This is a genomic window from Butyrivibrio sp. VCD2006 (genome assembly GCF_000423925.1).
GTDB lineage: Bacteria > Bacillota > Clostridia > Lachnospirales > Lachnospiraceae > Butyrivibrio.
Genome location: NZ_AUIX01000034.1, coordinates 46,319 through 69,005, shown reverse-complemented (window position 1 = coordinate 69,005; position 22,687 = coordinate 46,319). Strand labels below are relative to the sequence as shown.

Here is a 22,687-nt window from a genome sequence, read left to right as displayed (position 1 = left end):
GCTGTTTTATTGGGGAAATAAATGAGAAGTATTAGATTTACAAAAAAAGAGAAAAAAGATCAAACAGGAAAGCCGAATCCATTCAAAAGACTAAAGAAGGTTGACAAACATTCCTTAATCAAAACGATATTCGGGGTGGTCAGTGTCCTTGTTTTTGGAGGAATCCTCATTGGTGGTCTGTTTATCTTATTTGGTGAATACACTATTGAGCTTGATATGTCAGATGGAACCGGTTCCTATTTTCAGAGCTATAACATCAATTCAGGAGATATTACCCTTGGCATACCCGAAAGAGAAGGGTATAGGTTCACAGGATGGACAGGTAAAAATGTGGGCAAGCCTAACAGAGATGTCACTATAAAAAAAGGAACCATTGGAGATCTTACCTATGTTGCTAACTGGTCAAAGGACCTTACGGTTGTATGTGAGGACTGGGTTATAAATAAAAATGGAAAGCCCATCAGGGAGATTACAGATGAAGTTGACAAATTCCTAAAAGACGGCAATAGTTCCAAAAGCTATGAATTTCAGGAACGTGTAATTACTGTACCGGTTGGAACCATTGCAAATGCATCCAAATGGGGAGATGATAAAAGCTACAAAGCCTATTCTGATCAATATATATTTGTAAGAACATCCGGAGATGTGACAATAGATAAGGATGAAACTGTTGTTTACAGATATTTTTATCCTGTGCTGGATGTCAATTATACCGTTAACGGAGATAATCTGGGCACATATGAGCTTACGAATTATGATATTGCATTCTTTAACCTTTATGTTGATGGTAGGTTGATTTTTAAAAATTTAGCAGATTATTGCGGTGGGATTCCCTGCGGGTCCGAATATAAGGTTGTACCATCATCAACAAACCAAGAATATGAGTATAACACCTATTCCAAAAATAAAGGAATAATGCCTGATGAAAGTAGAACAATGAAGCTCGACTTTGAACCGCGAGAGGGTGACTGCGAAGTAACATGTGAAGACTGGCTTATTGATGCTGAGGGAAATCCTATAAGAGATATAACATCAGAAATAGACAGTTTCTTATATGCAGGAAAAAGTAAAATGCATTATAAGAAACAGAAAAGGACTGTCAATTATAAAGAGGGTACTACTGTTAGTGGCAAGCTTTGGGGTAATGATGAATCCTACAAAGCATATAGTGATAAATATTCCTATGTTGGGTCTTCTGATGAAAACATTGTTAATCACAATGGACATACAGTGTATAGATACTTTTACCCAATCCTTGACGTAAATTGCTATATAGGTGGAAAAAGAGTTGGAGATTCCGGTTCAGTAGCCAGATTTAATGTTTATGTTGATGATGAACTTGTGGCTGAAGATGTTACGGATTTTTGTGGCGCAATTCCATGCGGATCAGAGTATAGAGTAGAAGTATCTGAATATAGAGATTGGGGATATATACTAAGAGAGTTGACAACTAATTCTGGTAAAATGGGCATTTATAGCAGACAGTTACCACTTAGATTTACTGAAAGAACAGGTGACACTTATGTTATTGTTGAGGACTGGCTTGTTGATAAGAATAATAATAGGGTAAGAGAGATAACATCAGAAGTCGATGCATTCCTTAAGAGCGGAGGAAGCAAAAATGGATTTTCTCTTCAACCAAGATCTATAAGGGTAAACATTTCTGATACAGTTGATGCGGGTATTTTTGGAAATGATAAAAGAACGATGTCATATGCATATGAGTATGTCTACGCAGGAGCATCAGAGAAAAAAGTGATTGAAGCAGAGGGGACCAAGATATATAGGTATTTTTATCCAGTCCTTAATGTTGATGCGTTAGTGGACGGAGAGCATATAGAAAGTACGACAGATATTGCTCTTTTTGATGTATATGTGGATGGATATTATAGGGGATCAAACCTTTCTGATTTTTATAGTGGAGTTCCATGTGGATCGGAATATGAAATCAGAAGAATAAGGACGAATCTCGAATATGAATATTTGGATATAGGTATTTCTAGAGGAATCATGTCGGATGAGCTAGAAAAACTGGAGTTAAAATTTGAGAGTACTGAAAAGGAAGATGCTGAAGAGCTGAAAGAATAATCGTATTCCTTCACTCATACAAAATATTTCGTACTATTATGGATAAAAAATCTGAAATTTCACAAAAAAGTATGGGGAAAAGTAGAATAAAGAATATTGGGGCGGAGTTTGATGAAAGGTTTTTTACAGAACCTAAAATAAATATCTTTATTGAGGATTTTCTCAATAAAGATATTTGTTTTGTGAATTGTTAATTTATTGTATGACAGATATTTATAAGGAAGACATACTAATATGAGTAAAAAAAGATTATTAGTCACTGGCTCAACATTTCCGCGTTGGAATGGGGATACAGAGCCTAGATTTATTTTAGATTACGCCAAGGCAATGACAGAATACTTCGATGTTCATGTTCTTGTTCCGATGGCGCCTGGAGCAAAAGAAAATGAGGATATGGAAGGTGTCAACGTTCACAGATTCCATTATTTCCCCATACATAAGTGGGAGACTCTTTGCTATCCTGGAGCTATTGTCCCAAGAATTAAAGAAAAGAAAATTAGAATTCTGCTTGTTCCGTTCCTTTTGTTTAGTATGAAGCATGCGTTGAAAGATTATTCAGAGAAAGTGGATTTAGTTCATGCGCATTGGATAATCCCTCAAGGAATAATGCAGTCTAGTATAAAGAGCATTCCTTACATAGTTACAGGGCATGGTGGAGACGTTACAAGCCTAAATATTGAGCCATTTAAGTCAATGAAGCGAAAAACGCTCAAAAACGCTAAATGGATTACAACTGTATCAGGGACTCTAGAAGGATACATTCAAAAAATGTATCCCAATACTAAGACAAGCATAATACCGATGGGGTGCGACACATCTGCTTTTGATGAGAAAAGGCGAATAGAAAATTATTTTGAACAGGGAGATAAGAAAGCAATTCTTTTCGTCGGGCGATTGGCAGAGGTTAAGGGGATTCCTTTTCTCATTGAAGCTATGAAAAAAGTAGATAATGCAATTCTATATATTGTTGGTAAAGGTGATATGGAAACGGAATTACAAAAGCAAGCAAGAGGACTTGGGGAAAAAATAGTCTTTCTGGGGGCAAAGACACATAAAGAACTACCTGAGATATATGCATCAGCTGATGTATTTGTCGCACCTTCTATAACAGCGAATGATGGTGGTAAAGAGGGATTTGGATTGGTAATAATTGAAGCAATGGCTTCAGGGGTACCCGTAGTTGCAAGCAGATCAGGAGGTATTGTTGATATTATTAATCATGAACAAAATGGCATTCTCTGCGAAGAAAAAAATGTGGACGAGATTGCGGCAGCGATAAACAAGGTACTTTCTGATGATGTCCTTAGGGCAAAATTAATTGAGAATGGGAAGAAAACTGCTGATAATAACAGTTATAAGAATGTTGGAAAGAGATATAATGAAATTTTAAGTAATGTATGCTGAATAGTAGAAGTGACAAATTAGATGTTTTATCCATGATTTTGTTTATTATGTGGCGATGAGTCAAAAGTGATAAGCGTTTAGTACTTTTCAGATAGGATCTATTGGAAAGTGATCAAGCGTTTACGAAAAATCCTTCGGCAACTAGAACACTATATAAAGAAAGTTATACTGCGTTTGTGAAACTCGAGTCATTAAATATTCAGCATAAGAAACACATGAAAGGCAGGGTGGGTTTACTGAGTTTTCCAAGAATCATTATATTTATTGCTATATAGGATCTAAGGAATAAAATATTGAGATTTGTATATTGATACAAGGTTATTTGGTTAGTTTAGAAGTCCATCATTGGTGAATCTATGGATGATTATGCAAGAGGATGTTTCTTTTTATTTCAAAGCTGAGATAGATCAAGTGCCAGAGTTAGAGTGTTAAAATGATTACAAAACAATTCTTCAAATGGGAATAATGTTAGTACAAGACATCATAACTACAAAAAATGAATTAGACCCACCTTTTCCAATTGGTTGTGGGTTTGGTTGACCTATGCAAGGATTTATGAGTTCCCAAGGTCGTTTTGTAAAGGTGATGCAGAAGAGATTCTCAATAAATTTTAGGAATCGGTATCTTAATAAAATGGCGAATTGTGTAATGGCATTAATTCATATGGAAGTGATGGAATTTGTGATTCTTTATATTTTATTTATTAAAATTTGGCTGTCTGGTATATTTTAATTAACTAGAAATTACATTTTAAAAAGAGTATAATGGCTGAGTTAATTTGTATGAAGTTTTTTTGGAATATATTATATCAAAACTTAATCAATCTTTTGCTTTGCTGTAAGGTAGGGATTAAACAAGTCTAGCTATGTATTGCATATTGTAATTCTATTTAGCTTTTGGGCGAACAAAATTGAGCTATGGAAGAGAGTAGAACTTGGATATTTTTGCTTGATAAACTCATAGTTTCAAAAGAAATGGCATGTATTGACGGTTGTTCTTAATTTACTATAATGATAGATTCAGAGAGATACAGCATACGATTATTTCTAATAAAGGCATTATAATAATCAAATTTTAATACACTTTAACAATGAGTGTATCGAGAAATGAAAAGAAATACGATGAAATTATCAAATATTGATCACAAATCAGATGAAAATATGTTAGGGAATAGTTTAATCTCTGTGATTGTTCCTGTTTATAATGGGGAAATGCATGTAAAAAAATGCATTAAAATGTTAGAGGAGCAAACATATAAGAATATAGAAGTCTTAATGATAAACGATGGTTCTGCAGATAAAACATTGGAAAAATTTTTTGAGTGCAAGCCGGATAATCGATTTAATATATATTCAAAAAAAAATGCAGGAGTTTCTAGCGCAAGGAACTGTGGAATATCACTTGCAAAGGGTGAGTATATACTTTTTATTGATGTTGATGACTATGTGTATCCATGGCATATCGAACAACTGTACTCAAATATAACTAAATATAATGCTGACGTTTCGGTATGTGGATATTATAAATTGCGATTAGGAGAAGAAAAACCGGTATTTCACCAAGATTCAAATGTTGAAATCTATTCAGGAGAAGAAGCAGCAATTGCTATGTTATATAGAAAAAAGTTGAATGGTTATCCTGTCGTAAAACTCATAAAAGCAGATATGGTTAAGAGCATTCATTTTTGGGAAGATGTTCCATATAGCGAAGATATGATATTTGTTTATGAATTATTTTTAATGTGTAAAAGGATTGCTTATACACCAAGTATTAGTTATTTATATTATCAGGTACCCAATAGTGCTGTTCATACTATGCAATACTCAAAAATACAGCCATCATGGAATGCTATTAAAAGACTTTTCGGAGATATTAGATCTTCAACAAATGGTAGACTATCGCGTGCGATAATAAATAAGCAATTCACACTGGCGTGTAATTATGCTAGCAACCTACAAAACGAAAAAAGCAGTATCCTTTTAAAAAAGGAGTTATGTAAATTCGTGGAACGAAATGCGAAGACTGTTCTCGTGGATAATAATACAAATATGATATGGCGCTTTATCGCATGTTGCGCCTGTATAAATCCATATTTTGCGATAAAAGTATGTGAAATCCTTAGATATATAAAAAATATGTTGAGAATAGAAACAAGAAGATCTTTATAATTTTGTATTTATATAATAAAGACGGATAAAAGTAGGGTTCATGAATAAATTACATGTTTTTTACTTATGACAAAATTGATGGTAGTGGTGATGTTTTGTTGAAAAATGTCACTAGATAATTCTGGAAACATGTTTGATTATTTAGTTATGAACGATGTCATTGCGAAAAGAAAAATATAATTGAATTACCTCAAAGAAAATACGGAAGGAAAGAACTTTTTAGATGATATTATCTATTATAACAGTTGTTAAAAATGGTGAAAAACAGATAGGACAAACACTGGACTCTATTGTTTTACAGAATCAGACAAATTGTAAGTTGGAATCGATAATATGTGATGGTGGGTCGACAGATAATACACTGAACATTGCAACTAAATATAAAGAAAAGTATATGTTCATCTCAGTATATTCACAATCAGATGCAGGCATATATGATGCTATGAATAAAGCTATAAAGCACGCACATGGTGATTATGTTATTTTTTTAAATGCGGGTGATACTTTTTTTTCCCAAAATACTGTTGATGAGATTATTAACAATATAGTACAAAAAAAATATCCAAATATAATATATGGAAACACTGCTGTAATGAAAAACAATGGGACACAAAAAATAATAAAAAAAAGATTCGGAATTCATTCTTTGATTATGGCAAATATGATATGTCATCAGAGTATAATAGCGCAAAGAGAATTATTTGATGAGTATCAATTTGATACATCGTTCAAATTCTGTGCGGATAGAGATTGGTTGTATTATATGTATTTCAAAAAATATAGAATTTGTTACATGAATCAGGTTATTTGTAATTATGATAATTCTGGAGTAAGTTCTTCGGATGAAAATAAAACTCATCTTTTGACGGAGCGATATAATATACAATCTAGATATTGCCCGTACTTTCTTGTGATTAATAAGTTTATTCAAAAAATCACAGGGGGACTAGGGAGATTATTTACATTAAATTCTAAAGGGGTGCATTCGTGAATATTTTATATATAAATACAAATCTATATGGAGGAGGAGCTGAAAAGATTGCCCGGGTATTATTTAAGGGAATGCAGCAATATGGTAATAATACCTATTTTATGGAGGGTAAACACACAAAAGGATCTGATGTTCCTTATGTTTATCCGCAAAAAGGCCTATTAGGCTGTTTAAACACTATTGTTAAAGTTCTTACAAATAATGCAAGAATTCGTGATTATCGTGCTAGATATTTGATTAGAAAAATGATAAAGGACTATGACATTGACATTGTTCATTTTCACAATATACATGGTAATTATATTGGAGTTAGTGATTTGGCATATTTTACGAAGTACTGCCATGTGGTTTGGACTTTACATGATCAGTGGGCTATAACTGCTCATTGTGCGTATTCAATTGAATGTGAAAAATGGAAAACGGATTGTGCGAAATGCCCACATAGGAATCTTTATCCAAAAGTCTTTTTTTCGGATAGTAAAAAAATGTTTGAAAGAAAGATGCAAAGCTATTCCTCTGAAATATTCATTATAACTCCTTCAAAGTGGTTATATGAATTGGTGAATCAAAGTGCTTTGCAAAATAATAGAAAGATGATTATTAATAATGGCGTAGATTTAAATTGCTTCAAATTTATAAAAAAAGAGTTGGATCATAATAAAATCAGAATACTGTTTGGAAGTAACTCTAATAGAAGCAGTTATAAAAATATTGGCACTGTAATTCATGCTTTACATAATTTGAAAAATAAAGCAAAGTTTGAAATTCATATATTTGGGGGCCCTCTAGTTGATTCTTTACCAAAGGAATATGAGATTATTGAACATGGTAAAATAAATGATGAAAATGAAATGGCTTCATTATATGCTGCCAGTGACGTGTTCATATTACCGAGTGCTGCAGAGAATTATTCATGTGCCATTCTTGAAAGTCTTTCGTGTGGTACACCGGTAATGGCTAGTGATGTTGGAGGTAATTCTGAAATAGTCAATGAACATAATGGATGGCTATTTTCTTTGAATAATGATGACCTATGTAGTATGCTTGATGAGTTATCATTTCAGGATATCTTGGATAAAAACAGTTATATTAGCAGAACGTACCAAATATTAGATCAAAATAAGATGTTTGAAATGCACGAGCAGTTATATTCGAGTTTGCTTTGTTAACGAGGTGTATTACTAGTGGCATTTTTTACAATGGGAGAATTATGAATAAGGTATTAACTATTTCTATAGCAGCATATAATGTAAAAAAGACATTGAATAGGACTGTAGAGTCTGTATTGAAGGCAAAAAACGTTGAAAACATCGAGATTATTATTGTCAATGATGGATCAACGGATGGAACAGATATTGTAGCAAGAGAGCTTAATACACAATATCCTGGAATTATTATAGCTATCGATAAAGAAAATGGTGGGTATGGTTCCACAATTAATACTGCTCTAAAAATATCGAGTGGCAAATATTTTAAATTATTAGACGGTGATGATTATTTTGATCCAAAAGAGCTGGAAGAATTTGTTGATTACTTGGCGAGTATAGATGATGATTTAGTTTTTACGCCCTTTAAAGAATGCTATTTAGATGGAAAAGAAAGGATAATAAAAAAGGATAGAGCAAATGGGCTACAGATAGATATTAGTTCGTTGGCTGAGAACTTTACAATGCATTCTGTAACATATAAAAAGGAAGTGCTGTTAAATAGTGGACTTGTGCTGCCTAATAAGTGTTTATATACTGATAATTTGTTTTGTCTAATACCCTTGAATTGTGTTAAAACCATCAGATACGTCGATTTTACAGTATACCAATATGTCTTGGGTAGTGAAGAACAAAGTGTAAGCAGGAAAAACAAAATTCGTCACTTAAGTGATTTAGAGTTGGTTGTAGATTACGCTTTGGATTTTATTAAGGATACTCCAATAGAAAAGGAAGCTGAAAGGGCTATCATAACAAAAATGGGATTTATATACTATGCTTATATAGATACTGCTTTGTTATGTCCAATTAGTAATGATGTCAAAAAAAAGCTTGTTTTTTATGAACGAAAGGTTAAGGAGACTAATCGGGGAGTTTATGACAGCTTGAAAAACAGAAAAGTAATGATGCTTTTGCGAAAATCTAGATATTTTCTTTATCCGTTAGCTTCCGTACTTAGGAAATGCATGGGCGATTGATATTATTTTATCAAAGGATGTATATTGATGACTAAAGAATATTTATATTGTTTGCGAAAACGTATCAATGAGCTTGATGATAAATACATAGCGTTATTTGCTTATTTGTTTTGTATCGCGATTAGAGCGATGATTAATTTACCATTTGCTGTGCCTTACACAACAGGGGATGAGTATTTAATGCTCGCATTACCAATGAAAATGGCGGGTGTTGATTGGCAAAATGTTTTAGATAATTATTATCGATACTATGGTGTTGGACTTTCGATTTTCTCATATCCACTACTATTAAATAGAGTTCCGATGAGCATAGTTTATCGATTATTGGTTGTAATAGAAATTGCCATTGGCTCGTTAACGGTATTATTCTCATATTTCACGCTAAGAGTCTTTTTTGTTGTGAATAAATATATAGCGTTTTCTCTTGCTATGTCTGCAGGATTTTTGACATCAATACCTTATGTATATATTTACAACGAGACTATATATAGTGCCTGGGTATGGGGGGCATTCTTTATAATGTTATGTATGGCTAATTACAGAAAAAGAAGTCAACAGGCTGTATTTTCAATAATATATATATTATTATTTGTTTTGGCTCTTGCTGTGCATCAAAGAGCAATCACAATCATAGTAGTGTATGTGGCAATTTATATATTATTTTATTTGATATATAAGAAAAAACTTGGATTTTTGTTGTTTATACTTATTAGTAGTATTGCTGCATATAAACTAAACTCCAAATTTATTGAATGGCAGTATAATTATCTTTTTCCGAATACGCATACTGGAATAGGCGAAATAAAAAATGTAAGTGTTGATGTAAATATTCGTTTATCTTCTGTTTTTAGATGGGAATATGTATTGAATGGGCTAAGGACATTATTGGGACAATTTACAGTCCTTAACTTTTTGTTTGTCGGGTTGGCTTTTTTTGTTGTAGTGTATGGTGCGTTCTTTCTACTATACGAAAAGACAGCTATTTCTATGAATTATTGGCTAGTTTTTGTTTATGGAATAATATGCATAGTAGTTACAATTGGAGGCCAGTATAATACGAATGCAGCAGATATTATTAAAGTATTCGAGAATAAGAATTATTACTCTGATGCAATAAGAATATTGTATTATCATCGATATATATATCCCTATTTTTCGCCTATTTTTATATGTACGATCGCCTTGATTGGTGAATACATAACGATTGATAAGAAGAAAATTAATAAATATATGTTGATTATGACATTATTGAGTTTGCTTTGGATAAAATGTATTTCTGTGTATGCTATTGGAAATAGTACATATACAGCTAGCACCTTAAAAGGTATTATTGAGGCTTATACTTTGGGGATAGTCAAAGCAAAAAAAATAGATTTTATTCAAGTTGCAATCGTGCTTTTGATTATTTTCGCATTTGTATGGGGAATTTTAAGAATAAAACAGAGAAGAGTCTTTGTTTATGGTGTTATGCTTGCCATAATTATACTTCGTAGCTCATTAGATGTTGATGCAGGTATTAGTAAATTGGAGAATCATTATTCCAGAGTAGATAAATTGGTGGAATTCTTGGAATATGCACCAGATAATATAGAGTCATTGAAATTTTATTCGTATGTCAACATTGTGGAGGAAACATCTCAAGGATTGGGCTTGATTCTTCAGGTGAATCATTATAAGTACCCGTTCATTTTTCATTATCCTAGCGAAGAAGATGATGAGGCATTAGTGTTTGAGTATAATGGCGAAACAAATGATAAATTGATTGGGTTAGGGTACAATCGTCTTTCTTTGTCTCAAAATCAGTGTGTTTATTATAAAGGTGAAAAAGCTGAGAGAATCATAAATGAAACATATTCAAAGTGGAAACTTAGAGATAAAAACTAATATATAATTACGATATTCTGAGTGCTGAGATAGTACCAGAGAGTTAGAGTGTTTTGTAGCAGTGCTATATTGCTACAGATAATACTAAGAAAGTGAAAAGGTAGGAATGAATTATGGCCTATCTTAACAGAAAGACGGAATATTTATGAATACATTACCAATTGTCAATGATATTAATGAATCTTTTTTTGTGCAGGAAGAAAGAGAGGGGTATTTTGTTTCTAAAGATATAAAAAATATTTGGGCTGTTGAATTGGATTTACTTATTGAATTTAGCAAAGTATGTAAAAAATGTGGCTTAAGATTCTTTTTAGATTCAGGAACTTTATTAGGTGCAGTTCGGCATGGTGGATTCATTCCCTGGGATGATGACATAGACGTAATAATGTTAAGAAGTGATTATGACATCCTTACGAAGCAGTGTGCGAGTGAATTTAAACAACCGTATTTCTTACAGACTGCGCATACTGATATAGGTTATTATCGTCCACATGCTCAGCTAAGGAATTCAAATACTACAGGAATTTTACCAAATGAGAAAAATCGAGTTAAATTTAATCAGGGAATATTTTTAGATATATTTGTATTGGATGGTATTCCTGATACTGAGGAAGATATTGATAAACAGTTGGCTTCACAAGTTGAGATACTTGAAATCTTAAGAAAGATGAATAATAATTGTGACAATCTATTTAGACAAGCTTATTGGGATATTAGAACAAGGTTCTATTGTGCGAAATATGGCGATTCAAAAAGCTTATACGATAAGTTTGAGATGCTAATAAAAAGAGATAACAGTGATTATGTTGATAAAATTGGATTTAGGAGAGACAAAAGCAAGCTTTGTATGCTAAAGCGAGAATGGTTTAATTCGGAGTGTTTTTTAGATTTTGAAGGATTTTCATTTCCTGTTCCCTATGAATTTAAAAAGGTTTTATCAGTATATTACGGTAATAATTATATGACACCAGTTAAAGCGCCAACATTACATGGAGAAGTTTTTTTTGATCCATTTACTCCTTACACTGAGTATTTAAAATTAAATTGGCATAGCATATCATGAATATGCTGTTTATTGGGGAAGGTTATGTCAAAAGCAAGTTTGAAAAATAATTATTTATATCGATCATTATATGATATTTATATGATTATTGTACCTTTAGCTACTGCTCCGTATATATCACGAGTAATAGGAGCAGATGGTATTGGCATTTATAGCTACAGCGCTTCAATAATGTCGTATTTTACTATGATAGCTGCGCTTGGAACAAATAGTTACGGAATACGAGAATGCGCTAGAAATAGGGATTCAGTAGAACAATTAAGCAGAACGTTTTGGGAAATAGAACTGCTTTCAGCATTGACAACTCTTATGGCTTCTTCGTTTTGGGTGGGTTTATGTATTATAGATAATAATTATCGTCCTTATTTTTGGGCACAATTTCCAATTTTATTAAGTGTAGGATTTGACATTTCTTGGTTTTTCACGGGAGTTGAAAAAATAAAAGAAATAGTACGAAGAAATGTTGTAATTAAGACACTCGGTTGCGTCTTTTTATTTTTACTTGTAAAAGATAAGAATGACCTAATTATTTATATTCTTATTAATTCCGTAGCACAACTTTTGGGCAGTATTTCGATGTGGGTATATTTACCATCTATGCTCGGACCCGTAAAATTATCTAGTTTAAAAGTTTTAAAACACTTAAAACAAACACTTGTATACTTTATTCCAACTATAGCGACATCAGTATATACGGTTCTTGATAAAACACTTATAGGAGTAATCACTAAAGACAATTATGCTAACGGCTATTATGAACAAAGCACAAAGATTATTAATATAGCAAAAACCGTAGCTTTTTCTTCGGTAAACTCCGTTATGGGAGCTAGGATGGCTTATTTATTTAAAGAACAAAGACATAATGAAATTCGCGAAAAAATACAACGTTCTTTTGATTTCATAATGTTTTTATCCTTAGGAAGTTCCTTTGGAATCTTTGCAATATCAAAAAGATTTGTTCCAGTTTTTTTTGGAAAAGGATATGAACCAGCAATTGGCTTATTGAGACTCATGACTCCACTAATTGTAATAATTGGTGTATCAAATTGTTTAGGTTGTCAGTATTACACACCAGTTGGTAAGCGTTTAGAAAGCTCAAGATATATAATCATTGGCTCGGGGGTCAATCTTTGCATTAACTTGGCACTGATACCAACTTGGGGAGCTACTGGGGCAGTGATTGGTTCAATAATTGCTGAATCGGTTATTACTGTTTTATATATTTGGAAATGTGATGGCTATTTGCCAATAAAAACAATTTTTGAATGTGTATATAAGAAAATATTGGCAGGAATAATAATGGCATTTCTTATAGCAATAGTGGATAATATTCAAGTTGTAAATAATATAGTGACTTTAATAGTCGAATCTGTATTAGGAGCATCTTTTTATGCACTTTTTTTATTGAAAATAAAGGATTCGTCTATGATATATCTTTATGGCCAATTTCGAGAAAGATTGAACGGAGTAATAAAAAAATAAAAAGCATGTCTTGGTATTTTAGTATGCACTTAACACACATTAACATTGGGAGGAAAAAATGCAAGCAATTATTTTAGCAGCTGGAATGGGAAAACGTTTAAAGGAATTAACACAAAACAATACAAAATGTATGATAAAAGTTAATGGCGTTACATTGATTGAGAGGATGCTTTCTCAGCTTGACAGTAAGAATTTGTCAAGAATAGTTATTGTTGTAGGATACGAAGGTCAAAAACTGATAGATTATATAAGCGGTTTAAATATAAAAACTGCTATAACATATATTAATAATCCTATATATGATAAGACAAATAACATATATTCTCTAGCATTGGCGAAGGATTGGTTATGTACTGAGGATACTCTATTATTCGAATCAGATCTTATATTTGAGGATGCTGTTATTGATGAGTTGTTGAATGATGAGAGAGAAACCCTTGCGTTGGTGGACAAATATGAATCATGGATGGATGGTACTTGCGTGAAGCTTGGGGATGATGACAGTATAGAAGCCTTTGTTCCAGGGAAAAGGTTCAAATTTAATGAAATAAAGGAGTATTATAAGACAGTAAATATATATAAATTTAGCAAACACTTTTCAGAAACACACTATGTGCCATTTTTAAATGCCTACCAATCGGCATTAGGTGAGAATGAATACTATGAGCAAGTTCTTAGAGTAATTACAATGTTAGATGATCCGGAAATAAAGGCTAAAAGATTATCTGGGCAAAAATGGTATGAGATTGATGATATTCAAGACTTGGATATAGCAGAGACTATATTTATGCCTAACGATGATGAGAAAGTTAGACTTATGCAAGTTCGATTTGGAGGATATTGGAGATATCCTAAGCTGCTGGATTATTCTTATTTAGTGAATCCATATTTTCCTCCGGAGAGAATGAAATATGAAATGAGAGCAAATTTTGATACATTGTTAACAGAGTATCCTTCAGGTATGAGAGTTAACAGTTTATTAGCAGCAAAGAACTTTGGCGTTCATCAGGAAAATATAATTGTTGGTAATGGCGCTGCTGAATTGATTAAGGCGCTAATGAATACACTTCGTGGAAATGTGGGATTTGTTCGTCCTACATTTGAAGAGTATCCTAACAGGTATGATAAAGAATACTCCATAGATTTTGTACCAACTAATTCAGATTATTCATATACTGTAGACGATTTAATTGCTTTCTTTGGAGATAAGGACATTGATAGCTTAGTAGTTGTGAATCCAGATAATCCAAGTGGAAACTATATAGAGAAGAATGAAATGTTACGATTGGTGTCTTGGTCTGAAGAAAGAAAGATTAGACTTATTATTGATGAATCTTTTGTGGATTTTGCGGATGAAGAAGATGCAACGTTGATTGATCAGATGATTTTGGAACGCAATCCACATTTGTATGTAATGAAAAGCATATCAAAGTCTTATGGTGTTCCAGGACTGAGGTTAGGAGTATTAGCATCAGGTGATACAGAAACCATAGCGCTGCTGAAGAAGGACGTGGCTATTTGGAACATTAACTCATTTGCTGAGTTTTATATGCAAATTGAGGAAAAATACAAAAAGGACTATATAAAAGCGTTAGATATTTTTAGAAAAGAAAGGAAACGTTTTCAGGATGAATTGGCTAATATTAATGGGATAAGAGTGATACCAAGTCAAGCAAATTATGTGATGGTGGAACTAGATGAAGGGATTTCACCTAAAGAAGTGCTTAAAACACTGTTGGTTAAATATAATATTTTAATTAAAGAGTTGTCTGCGAAACTTGGTGTTGAACGATATTTAAGAATAGCAATTAGAGATGAGGAAGATAATAATAAACTGCTTTCAGCTATGAAAGAAGTACTGGGGACGGTTAGATAAAAGTACTATAGTCGAATTGTGTGAAAGAGTCATTATGAAAGTGATAAAGCTATGAAGAAAGTACTAGTATTAGGAGCACCAATATTCCAAGTGCCAATTGTAAAAAAAGCAAAGCAGATGGGACTATTTGTAGGTATAGTAGATATAAATCCTGATGCGCCAGCATTTGAATATGCTGATCAAGTTTTTATTTGCAGTGTTAGGGATAAGATGGCAGTACTTGAAATTGCTAAGGAGTTTAAGCCTGATGGTATTGTTATAGGAGCTTGTGACACACCTGTTATGACTGGTGCATTTATCTGCCAAGAGATGGGATTGCCAGGGTACTCAGTTGATGTTGCATTAAAAGCGACAAATAAGGTTAAAATGCTAGAGGCATTTGAGTCAAATAGTGTTATGCACCCTAAATTTCAAGTTATAAGTAAGGATAATATTAATGATTTTAAATTATCTATACCATATCCGGTTATTTCAAAACCAACTGATTCAGCAGGTGGAAGGGGAGTTAAAATTGTTAATAATGAAGATGAGCTGGGAGATGCATTAAGATTCAGTTCTGAAGCAGGGCAGTCGGGAGATGTATTGGTTGAGGAATATATGAGCGGGCCTGAAGTCAGTGTAGAAGTAATAGTTGTTGATGGAATTCCTCATATAATACAGATAACTGATAAAATAACATCTGGCTCACCACATTTTTTTGAGGTAGGTCATTCGCAACCATCTATATTATCAGATCCCGTAAAAGAGAAGATTAAGATACTAGCATCCAAAGCAGTATTGGCAATAGGATTAGAGAATAGTCCAGCTCATGTTGAAATAATTATAACAAAAGAAGGTCCTAAGATGGTTGAATTAGGAGCGAGAATGGGGGCTGATTGTATTACTACATATCTGTTAGACACTTCTGTAACAGGTATAAATATGGCTAAAGCAACAATAGAACTGGCACTTGGACAAAAGCCAGATGTTAGTAATTATTCGAATAGCGGTGAATGTGTTGGTGTTCGGTTTATTACGGCTCAAGAGGGAATATTAGACAATATTTATAATGTAGAATTGGCCGAAAAAAGAGAAGGTGTGATAAAGATAGAAATCATTGGTGAAAAAGGGAAGTTCTATTCAAAAAGTACGGATAACTCAGCAAGATTTGGATATGTCGTTTGCAAAGGGAATACTACAAAAGAAGCATTAACTCGGTGCCAAGAATGCATTGATATGATAGATTTCAAAGTGAGCAAAAAGACACTTGAAACTAATAACATAGTATAGGAGAAATGATATATGTTTACTAGGGTCGATTCGATTAGTGATTTAGGAATGATTGAAGCATTTGTTAAGGATGATTATTTTAATTGTCCATTTTTGTATGCAAATTTAATAAAATATGGAAAAAATAACGAGCACACAATGGTATTTGCTTTTCACAAAGACAATAGTATTGTTGCTACTGCTTTTATGTACTATGAATGCCTGCATGTATATTTCAGAGATACATTTGCTGATTTTTATGAAGTAGAAGCCCTGGTTAATGAATTAAATCCTAGGACTATGTTTTTTCCTTCTTATGCAAACAAACGAATTCCTAGTTTTAATAAATATAATAACAAAGAAGTATTAGTTATGGCGCCAAAGTGTTTTCAAGATATCGATATCACTATGGTGAAAAATGCAGAAATGTCTGATATTCCTAGAATTGCTGAATTTATGTGCACGGAATGGGCTGATAGGTATGAATCTCCAAATGCATTGTGTGAACAAATTCAAGAAAGGATGAAGGATAATTATGGTAGAACTAAATACATTGAGGACAATGGCAAAATAGTTGCATGCGTTTCTTCATATGCTGAATTAAATGATTTTGCAATTTGTGGAGGATTGCTTGTTTCAGATTCTCAGAGAGGGAAGAAGCTTGGTTCTGTTATGCTTAAAAGCATATACCAAGAGTTAGAGAATGAGGGCAAACAAACTTGTGGAATTATTGTTGAAGATTATTCACGAGTATTTCATGAGAAAAATGGATTTGCTATTGTAGGGAAAATTCTTCAGTATAATCGGGAAGTTCTGATTTAAGACTATTTTTATGATTCCAGGTGGAGAAGGTTATGTTAAAGGTAGGAGATACATCCTTTTTTTCTAAAACAATATCGGAAAGTGACGTATATTTATTTGCAGGTATTACTGGTGATTTTAATCCTCTTCATATTAATGCGATTGAAGCAGAAAACTCAATATTTGGATCTAGAATTGTACATGGGATGCTCACCGGGAGCTTCATTTCTACGGTGTTAGGAACTAAGTTCCCAGGACCAGGCACTATTTATTTGGAACAGGATTTAAAGTTTAAGAAACCAGTATTTATTGGAGATACTGTTACGGCTAATGTGATTGTTTCTGAAGTAATAAATTTTGAGAAGGGTATATATAAGCTGGATACAGTTATCACAAATAGCAAGGATGAAATAGTTACAGAAGGATATGCAATAGTGAAATACTGCGATTAATGTAGTATATTTTCAAAATGATATTGGCAATGGTTAATGTAATATCAATGATAATTAGCGTTTTTACGATAGGTAATTTTATTTTAGTTTTGTAATAAAAACATGCACAAGAAGTAAAGGGGGAAGTTTAATGAGGGGCGAAAGGCTTAAAATGTGTATAGTCAGGATGTCTTTAGTTGTTTTCATAGGATACCTTGTGTTTATGAATGGAAGTATAACATATGCTACAGAAGGTGATTTGAGTATTAACAACGAAAATGTACAGGTCGGAGAAGCAATTAAAGTGACTAAGTCTAATTCTGTGACTAGCCTTAAATGGTATGTTGACGGAACGGAGATTGAAACTGGGGATGAGTTTATTCCGTCCCAATCTGATATGGAGAAATGGATTTCTGTAAAGGGGTTTGATTCCCAGGGAAATGAAATAGCACAGGATAAACTTTACTTTAGTAATATACCAGTAATTTATATTAATACCGATGATGGAAGAGCAATTCTCGACAAGACTGATAGAAATGCATCGATGTTTATCCAAGGAAATGATCGATATGATGCTAAGTATGATGGGAAAATCACTATAAGAGTTAGGGGGAATAGTTCAGCGGCGTTCCCACAAAAGCCATACAAGATTAAATTGAATAAAAAATCAGATTTGTTTGGGATGGGCGAAAATAAGCACTGGGTTTTGATTTCGAATTATTTGGATCAGTGTGCTATGAGAAATAAGCTTGGGTCAGTGATATCAAAGGAATTTGGGCTTGAGAACATGGAGATGATCTGGGTAGATGTTGTTATCAATGATGAATATTCCGGATTATACATGCTTTCAGAGAATATTAGAATAGATAAGACTCGAGTTGATATTTTTGATTGGGAAAACCTGGCTAAAAGTGTTGCGAAGGGTATAAAAAAGGCTGATAAACTTAGCGATGAAGATCAGGACGCCATAGAAGAGCTGCTATGTGCGGATTTTGAATGGGTGAGTACAGGGGAGTTTATTTATAATGACAAGAAATACGAATTGGATGATTATGAAGAAATTCTAGACATAACGGGGGGATATTTATTCGAATCATCAGAAGAATATGATGAAGTTTCGAAGTTTATGACTGATAATGGTCTTAAGATTATGCTGAAGAAGCCCGAGGAACTGAGAAGTAATGAGGACATGATGACATTCTCAGCAAACTTTTGGCAGAGCTATGAGAACGCACTGACTTCTGATTCGGGATGCAATAATAAGGGTAAGCATTATTCTGATTATGCTGATTTTGATTCTATGGTAAAATACTGGCTTACTATGGAGACGCTTGGCAATAATGATGCGGTTTATAAAAGCAGATATGCTTATCTCGATAAAGCTGAAAAGCTGATATTTGGTCCGGTGTGGGACTTTGACTGGGGATGTGGAAGTTATACAGTAGGAAAGAATTCATCAGGGTGGAAGCTTTCAACTGGAACGCTTTGGAAAGACTTTGTAGATGATCCATTTTTTCAGGTAAAGGCTGCAGAGTTATATTGGAATAAGCGAGATTATTTGGATGAGCTCATTTCAGACAGCGGGCTTTTTGATATTAGTGTAAATATGATTCGCGAAGCAGGGAATGCTAATGATCTGAAATATCCTGAAGATGTATTTGTGGAGAAATATAAAAGAAGAAATTTTGAAACTGATGCAGAAATCTTTAAGACTTATTTTTCTAATAGACTAGGATGGCTTGATAGTACCTTTTCAACGAATGAAACATTATCATCATCTTTTTCGGGTATTAAATCCAGTAGGGGCGATTCATATTTAAAGCAGGAAGATAAATTAGCATTTAATGTTATAGGGGGGGTGGAAGATGTAGTATCTGAGCACCTTCCGGCAGATTGTATCCTTGGAAACAAGGTAAAAACAGAACTTTTGATAGACTCTTCAAAAGCAGCTGCTGAAAAATATGAAATTTATATAAACAGTAAGTATGTTGGGAATGCTGTTGCAAATGAGGAAGGATACTCGTTTGCAATAAGTCCGGATATGCTTACAGAGCCCATGGGCAAGAGAAATGTGATTGCTGTTATTGGTAGAGATGCTGATGGCAAGCTGGTCTGCACAAATTATAAGACTGTTATTCAAAGTAGTGATATCTCTAATTCGACATATACTATTACCTATGATAGTAAGGGTGGTACAGAGATTGCAGCTAAGGCATATCAGTATGGGGCAAATATAGAAGAACCTGATGATCCTGTTAAAGAAGGATCAGTTTTCATTGGCTGGTATACAGATGAGAACTGCACATCTCTATTCAAGTTTGGCAAGATGCCTGCAAGAAATATAACGTTATATGCGGGATGGCATGATGTTGATGAGAGTAGCCATGTCTATGCTCTCAATTTTGTTTCAAATGGTGGAACGGTGATTCCTACCATAATAACTGAGGATCCAAGTGAAATTGCAAGACCTGAAGATCCTGATAGGGAAGGCTACACCTTTGCCGGTTGGTATGCTGATAAGGATTTCCAGAATGAGTTTTTATTTGATGCTATAAATGAAGGTAGTAATACGACCTATGCTAGATGGGACGTTAATAGCTATTCATTGAAGTTTGACAGCTGTGGAGGATCAGCTGTTGAAGATGTTATTACGGGTGAGTATGGTTCTGAGATTTCAGCTCCTGAGTCTCCGGAACGCGAAGGGTATGTTTTCGCTGGGTGGTATAAGGATAATACCTATCTTGTGAGGTTCCCGTTTGGTTTTATGCCGGCTGGAGACTATACACTTTATGCTAAGTGGACTCCAAAAGAATACATGATGCGTTTCGTTTCTAATGGTGGTAATTATGTGCCTTACATTATGGCAGGATATGAGACGGAAATATCAGCACCAAGTGCACCGGAGAAAGAAGGCTATACATTTGCAGGCTGGTATTCTGACAGGGCATTAGCTACTGAGTATATGTTTGATACCATGCCGCTTGGTACTACCATTTTGTATGCAAAGTGGGATATTAACAGTTATTCTGTGACATTCGACAGTAATGGCGGATCTGATATTGAGGGATATACGGATGTTGTCTATGGAACAGAACTTGCTGTGCCTGCTGAGCCCACGAGAGAGGGATATGTATTTACAGGATGGTATGAGGATTCATCCTGTGAGAGTGTCTTTACATTTGGAAAGATGCCGGGAAGAGATCTGACTTTATATGCAGGCTGGACAGCTAATCAGTATGTAATAAGGTTTGTGACTAATGGCGGCAGCACAGTAGATGCACTTACTGCAGATTATGAGATGGCTGTAGAGGCTCCTGAAGATCCTGTAAGGGAAGGTTATACATTTGCAGGCTGGTATTCTGATGAATTTCTTACAGAGGCATATGCGTTTAGTACTATGCCACTTGGAGGGATAACTGTTTATGCAGGATGGAATGTAAACACTTATGTAATCAGTTTTTATACTAATGGCGGAAATGAAATAACAGATATAGTAGCTCAGTATGGTTCTGAAGTTGTGGCACCTGAAGAGGATCCTCAGAAGGAGGGACATACCTTCATTGGATGGTATTCAGATGCAGAATGTCAGATTCCTTATGAGTTTGGAACCATGCCTGCAGGGGATGTGACACTTTATGCAGGTTGGGAAGTTAATGAATATACTGCTACATTCGATTCATGCGGAGGTAATGAAGTTGCTCCTGTAATGATTGCATATGGATCTGCTATTACTGTGCCAGAGACTCCCGAGAGAGAGGGATATACATTTACAGGTTGGTTTACTGATAAGGAATGCACAGCTGCATTTGCTGCCGGTGAAGAGCTTATGCCTGCTAGGGATATTGTTGTATACGCAGGTTGGACAATCAATAAATATGGCGTGGCATTTGATTCTTGCGGCGGAAGTGATGTTGAACCTATTGAAGTAGTGTTCGGAGAAGAGATACCTGTACCTACAGAACCTACTAAGGAAGGGCATGTGTTCAAAGGTTGGTATGTCGATGCGGAGTGTACTGAGCTATTTGCGTTTGGCCCTATGTCTGCAGGAGAATTGACACTTTATGCAGGCTGGGAGATCAATGGATATATTGTTACATTTGACACTCGTGGTGGCAGTGAGATTGAGCCAGTAAATGTCGCTTATGGAGAGCAGATACCGACGCCGGCAGAGCCTACTAAGGAAGGTCATGTATTCAAAGGCTGGTATGCTAATGCAGAGTGTACTGAGGTATTTTCATTTGGTACTATGCCTGCTAAGGATCTGACATTGTATGCAGGATGGAGTAGAGACGAATCTTCTCCAACTGATACGCCTGAGGATAATCCGGGAGGTGATAGTCCGGGAACTGATCCGGGACAAGGTGGAAATTCTGGTAGTGAAGGTAATACTTCTGGTGAGAATGGATCAGGGAATAGCCAGGGTGGAAGTTCAGGTGCCGGAGATGGCGGAACGATTACTGGAGATACGTCGGAACAGCATGATAGTGGAACTAATGCCGGTGGAACGGTGGTTCCGGTTGAAAGCGGATCAAATACCGGTGATAAAGCAGCACAGAGTGCCTTAGTTGTCGGGCAGGTTGTACCGGCTGTCAATAAGTATGTAAGTTGCAAGATTACTTTTGTTGGACAGAATGGAGAGCTTCCGGAAGCTGCTTTTATCTATTCCAAGGACAGTGATAAGAAGTCTGTGACAATTCCCGGTAGTGTGAAACTGCAGGATGGCACAGTAGTGAAAATCACATCCATTGATGATAATGCGTTCAAGAAGAACAAGACAATTACAAAGGTTGTTATTGGAAAGAACGTGAAGAAGATTGGTAAGAAGGCGTTCTATGGATGTAAGAACCTTAAGACCATTGTTGTAAAGACCACAAAACTTACCAAGAACCGCGTTGGTAAGAAGGCATTTAGCGGTGTGTCTAAGGAGGTTGTCGTTAAGGCGCCTAAGAGCAAGGTTGAGAAATATGGGAAGATCTTTGCTGAGAGGGGACTGCCGAAGAGCGGGACGGTAGTGGAGAGATAAGGAAATAGATGGAGCCATCTGCTGGTTGTTTGCTGGTAGATGGTTT

At 34.5% G+C, this 22,687-nt stretch carries 14 protein-coding genes; all 14 read left to right on the top strand.

The genetic code is table 11. From position 1 onward, the window contains the following. Window positions 1-21 precede the first annotated feature (21 nt). Complete coding sequence (locus tag G586_RS0112045) at window positions 22-2,088, top strand: hypothetical protein (RefSeq protein ID WP_026527960.1); 2,067 nt, start codon at window positions 22-24, stop codon at window positions 2,086-2,088. Between the two features lie 234 nt (window positions 2,089-2,322). Next, window positions 2,323-3,492, top strand: a complete 1,170-nt coding sequence (locus G586_RS0112040) for a glycosyltransferase family 4 protein (protein ID WP_026527959.1) — start codon at window positions 2,323-2,325, stop codon at window positions 3,490-3,492. Window positions 3,493-4,598: 1,106 nt separating this feature from the next. Further along, complete coding sequence (locus G586_RS25015; protein ID WP_051204765.1) at window positions 4,599-5,660, top strand: glycosyltransferase family 2 protein; 1,062 nt, start codon at window positions 4,599-4,601, stop codon at window positions 5,658-5,660. Window positions 5,661-5,883: 223 nt separating this feature from the next. Continuing rightward, window positions 5,884-6,651: a glycosyltransferase family 2 protein gene (locus tag G586_RS0112030; protein WP_026527958.1), complete on the top strand. Its 768-nt coding sequence runs from the start codon at window positions 5,884-5,886 to the stop codon at window positions 6,649-6,651. Continuing rightward, window positions 6,648-7,820 carry a glycosyltransferase gene (locus G586_RS25010; protein ID WP_026527957.1) on the top strand — a complete coding sequence of 391 codons (1,173 nt, stop codon included), beginning with the start codon at window positions 6,648-6,650 and terminating at the stop codon, window positions 7,818-7,820. Before G586_RS0112030 ends, G586_RS25010 begins: the two co-directional genes overlap by 4 nt. Before the next feature lie 41 nt (window positions 7,821-7,861). Next, window positions 7,862-8,833 (top strand): glycosyltransferase family 2 protein, encoded by a 972-nt coding sequence (locus G586_RS0112020; protein ID WP_026527956.1) that lies wholly within the window; start codon window positions 7,862-7,864, stop codon window positions 8,831-8,833. A 27-nt stretch (window positions 8,834-8,860) separates the two neighbouring features. Next, the gene (locus G586_RS0112015) at window positions 8,861-10,717 is read left to right on the top strand and encodes a hypothetical protein (protein WP_026527955.1); all 1,857 of its coding nucleotides are present in this window, start codon (window positions 8,861-8,863) and stop codon (window positions 10,715-10,717) included. Between the two features lie 145 nt (window positions 10,718-10,862). Continuing rightward, entirely contained in the window at window positions 10,863-11,780 is a 918-nt protein-coding gene (locus tag G586_RS25005) for a LicD family protein (RefSeq protein WP_051204764.1), read from the top strand. A gap of 24 nt (window positions 11,781-11,804) precedes the next feature. Continuing rightward, window positions 11,805-13,262, top strand: a complete 1,458-nt coding sequence (locus G586_RS22860) for an oligosaccharide flippase family protein (RefSeq protein WP_051204763.1) — start codon at window positions 11,805-11,807, stop codon at window positions 13,260-13,262. A 58-nt stretch (window positions 13,263-13,320) separates the two neighbouring features. Next, a complete protein-coding gene (locus tag G586_RS0112000; protein WP_026527954.1) occupies window positions 13,321-15,138 on the top strand; it encodes an aminotransferase class I/II-fold pyridoxal phosphate-dependent enzyme in 1,818 nt (605 codons plus the stop codon). A gap of 51 nt (window positions 15,139-15,189) precedes the next feature. Then, window positions 15,190-16,407, top strand: coding sequence for an ATP-grasp domain-containing protein (locus G586_RS0111995; RefSeq protein ID WP_026527953.1), 1,218 nt, complete (start codon window positions 15,190-15,192; stop codon window positions 16,405-16,407). A 12-nt stretch (window positions 16,408-16,419) separates the two neighbouring features. Further along, complete coding sequence (locus G586_RS0111990) at window positions 16,420-17,208, top strand: GNAT family N-acetyltransferase (protein WP_026527952.1); 789 nt, start codon at window positions 16,420-16,422, stop codon at window positions 17,206-17,208. A gap of 32 nt (window positions 17,209-17,240) precedes the next feature. Continuing rightward, window positions 17,241-17,639, top strand: a complete 399-nt coding sequence (locus G586_RS0111985) for a MaoC family dehydratase (protein WP_035773167.1) — start codon at window positions 17,241-17,243, stop codon at window positions 17,637-17,639. A gap of 130 nt (window positions 17,640-17,769) precedes the next feature. Beyond that, window positions 17,770-22,641: an InlB B-repeat-containing protein gene (locus tag G586_RS0111980; protein ID WP_026527950.1), complete on the top strand. Its 4,872-nt coding sequence runs from the start codon at window positions 17,770-17,772 to the stop codon at window positions 22,639-22,641. The last annotated feature ends 46 nt before the right edge of the window (window positions 22,642-22,687 follow it).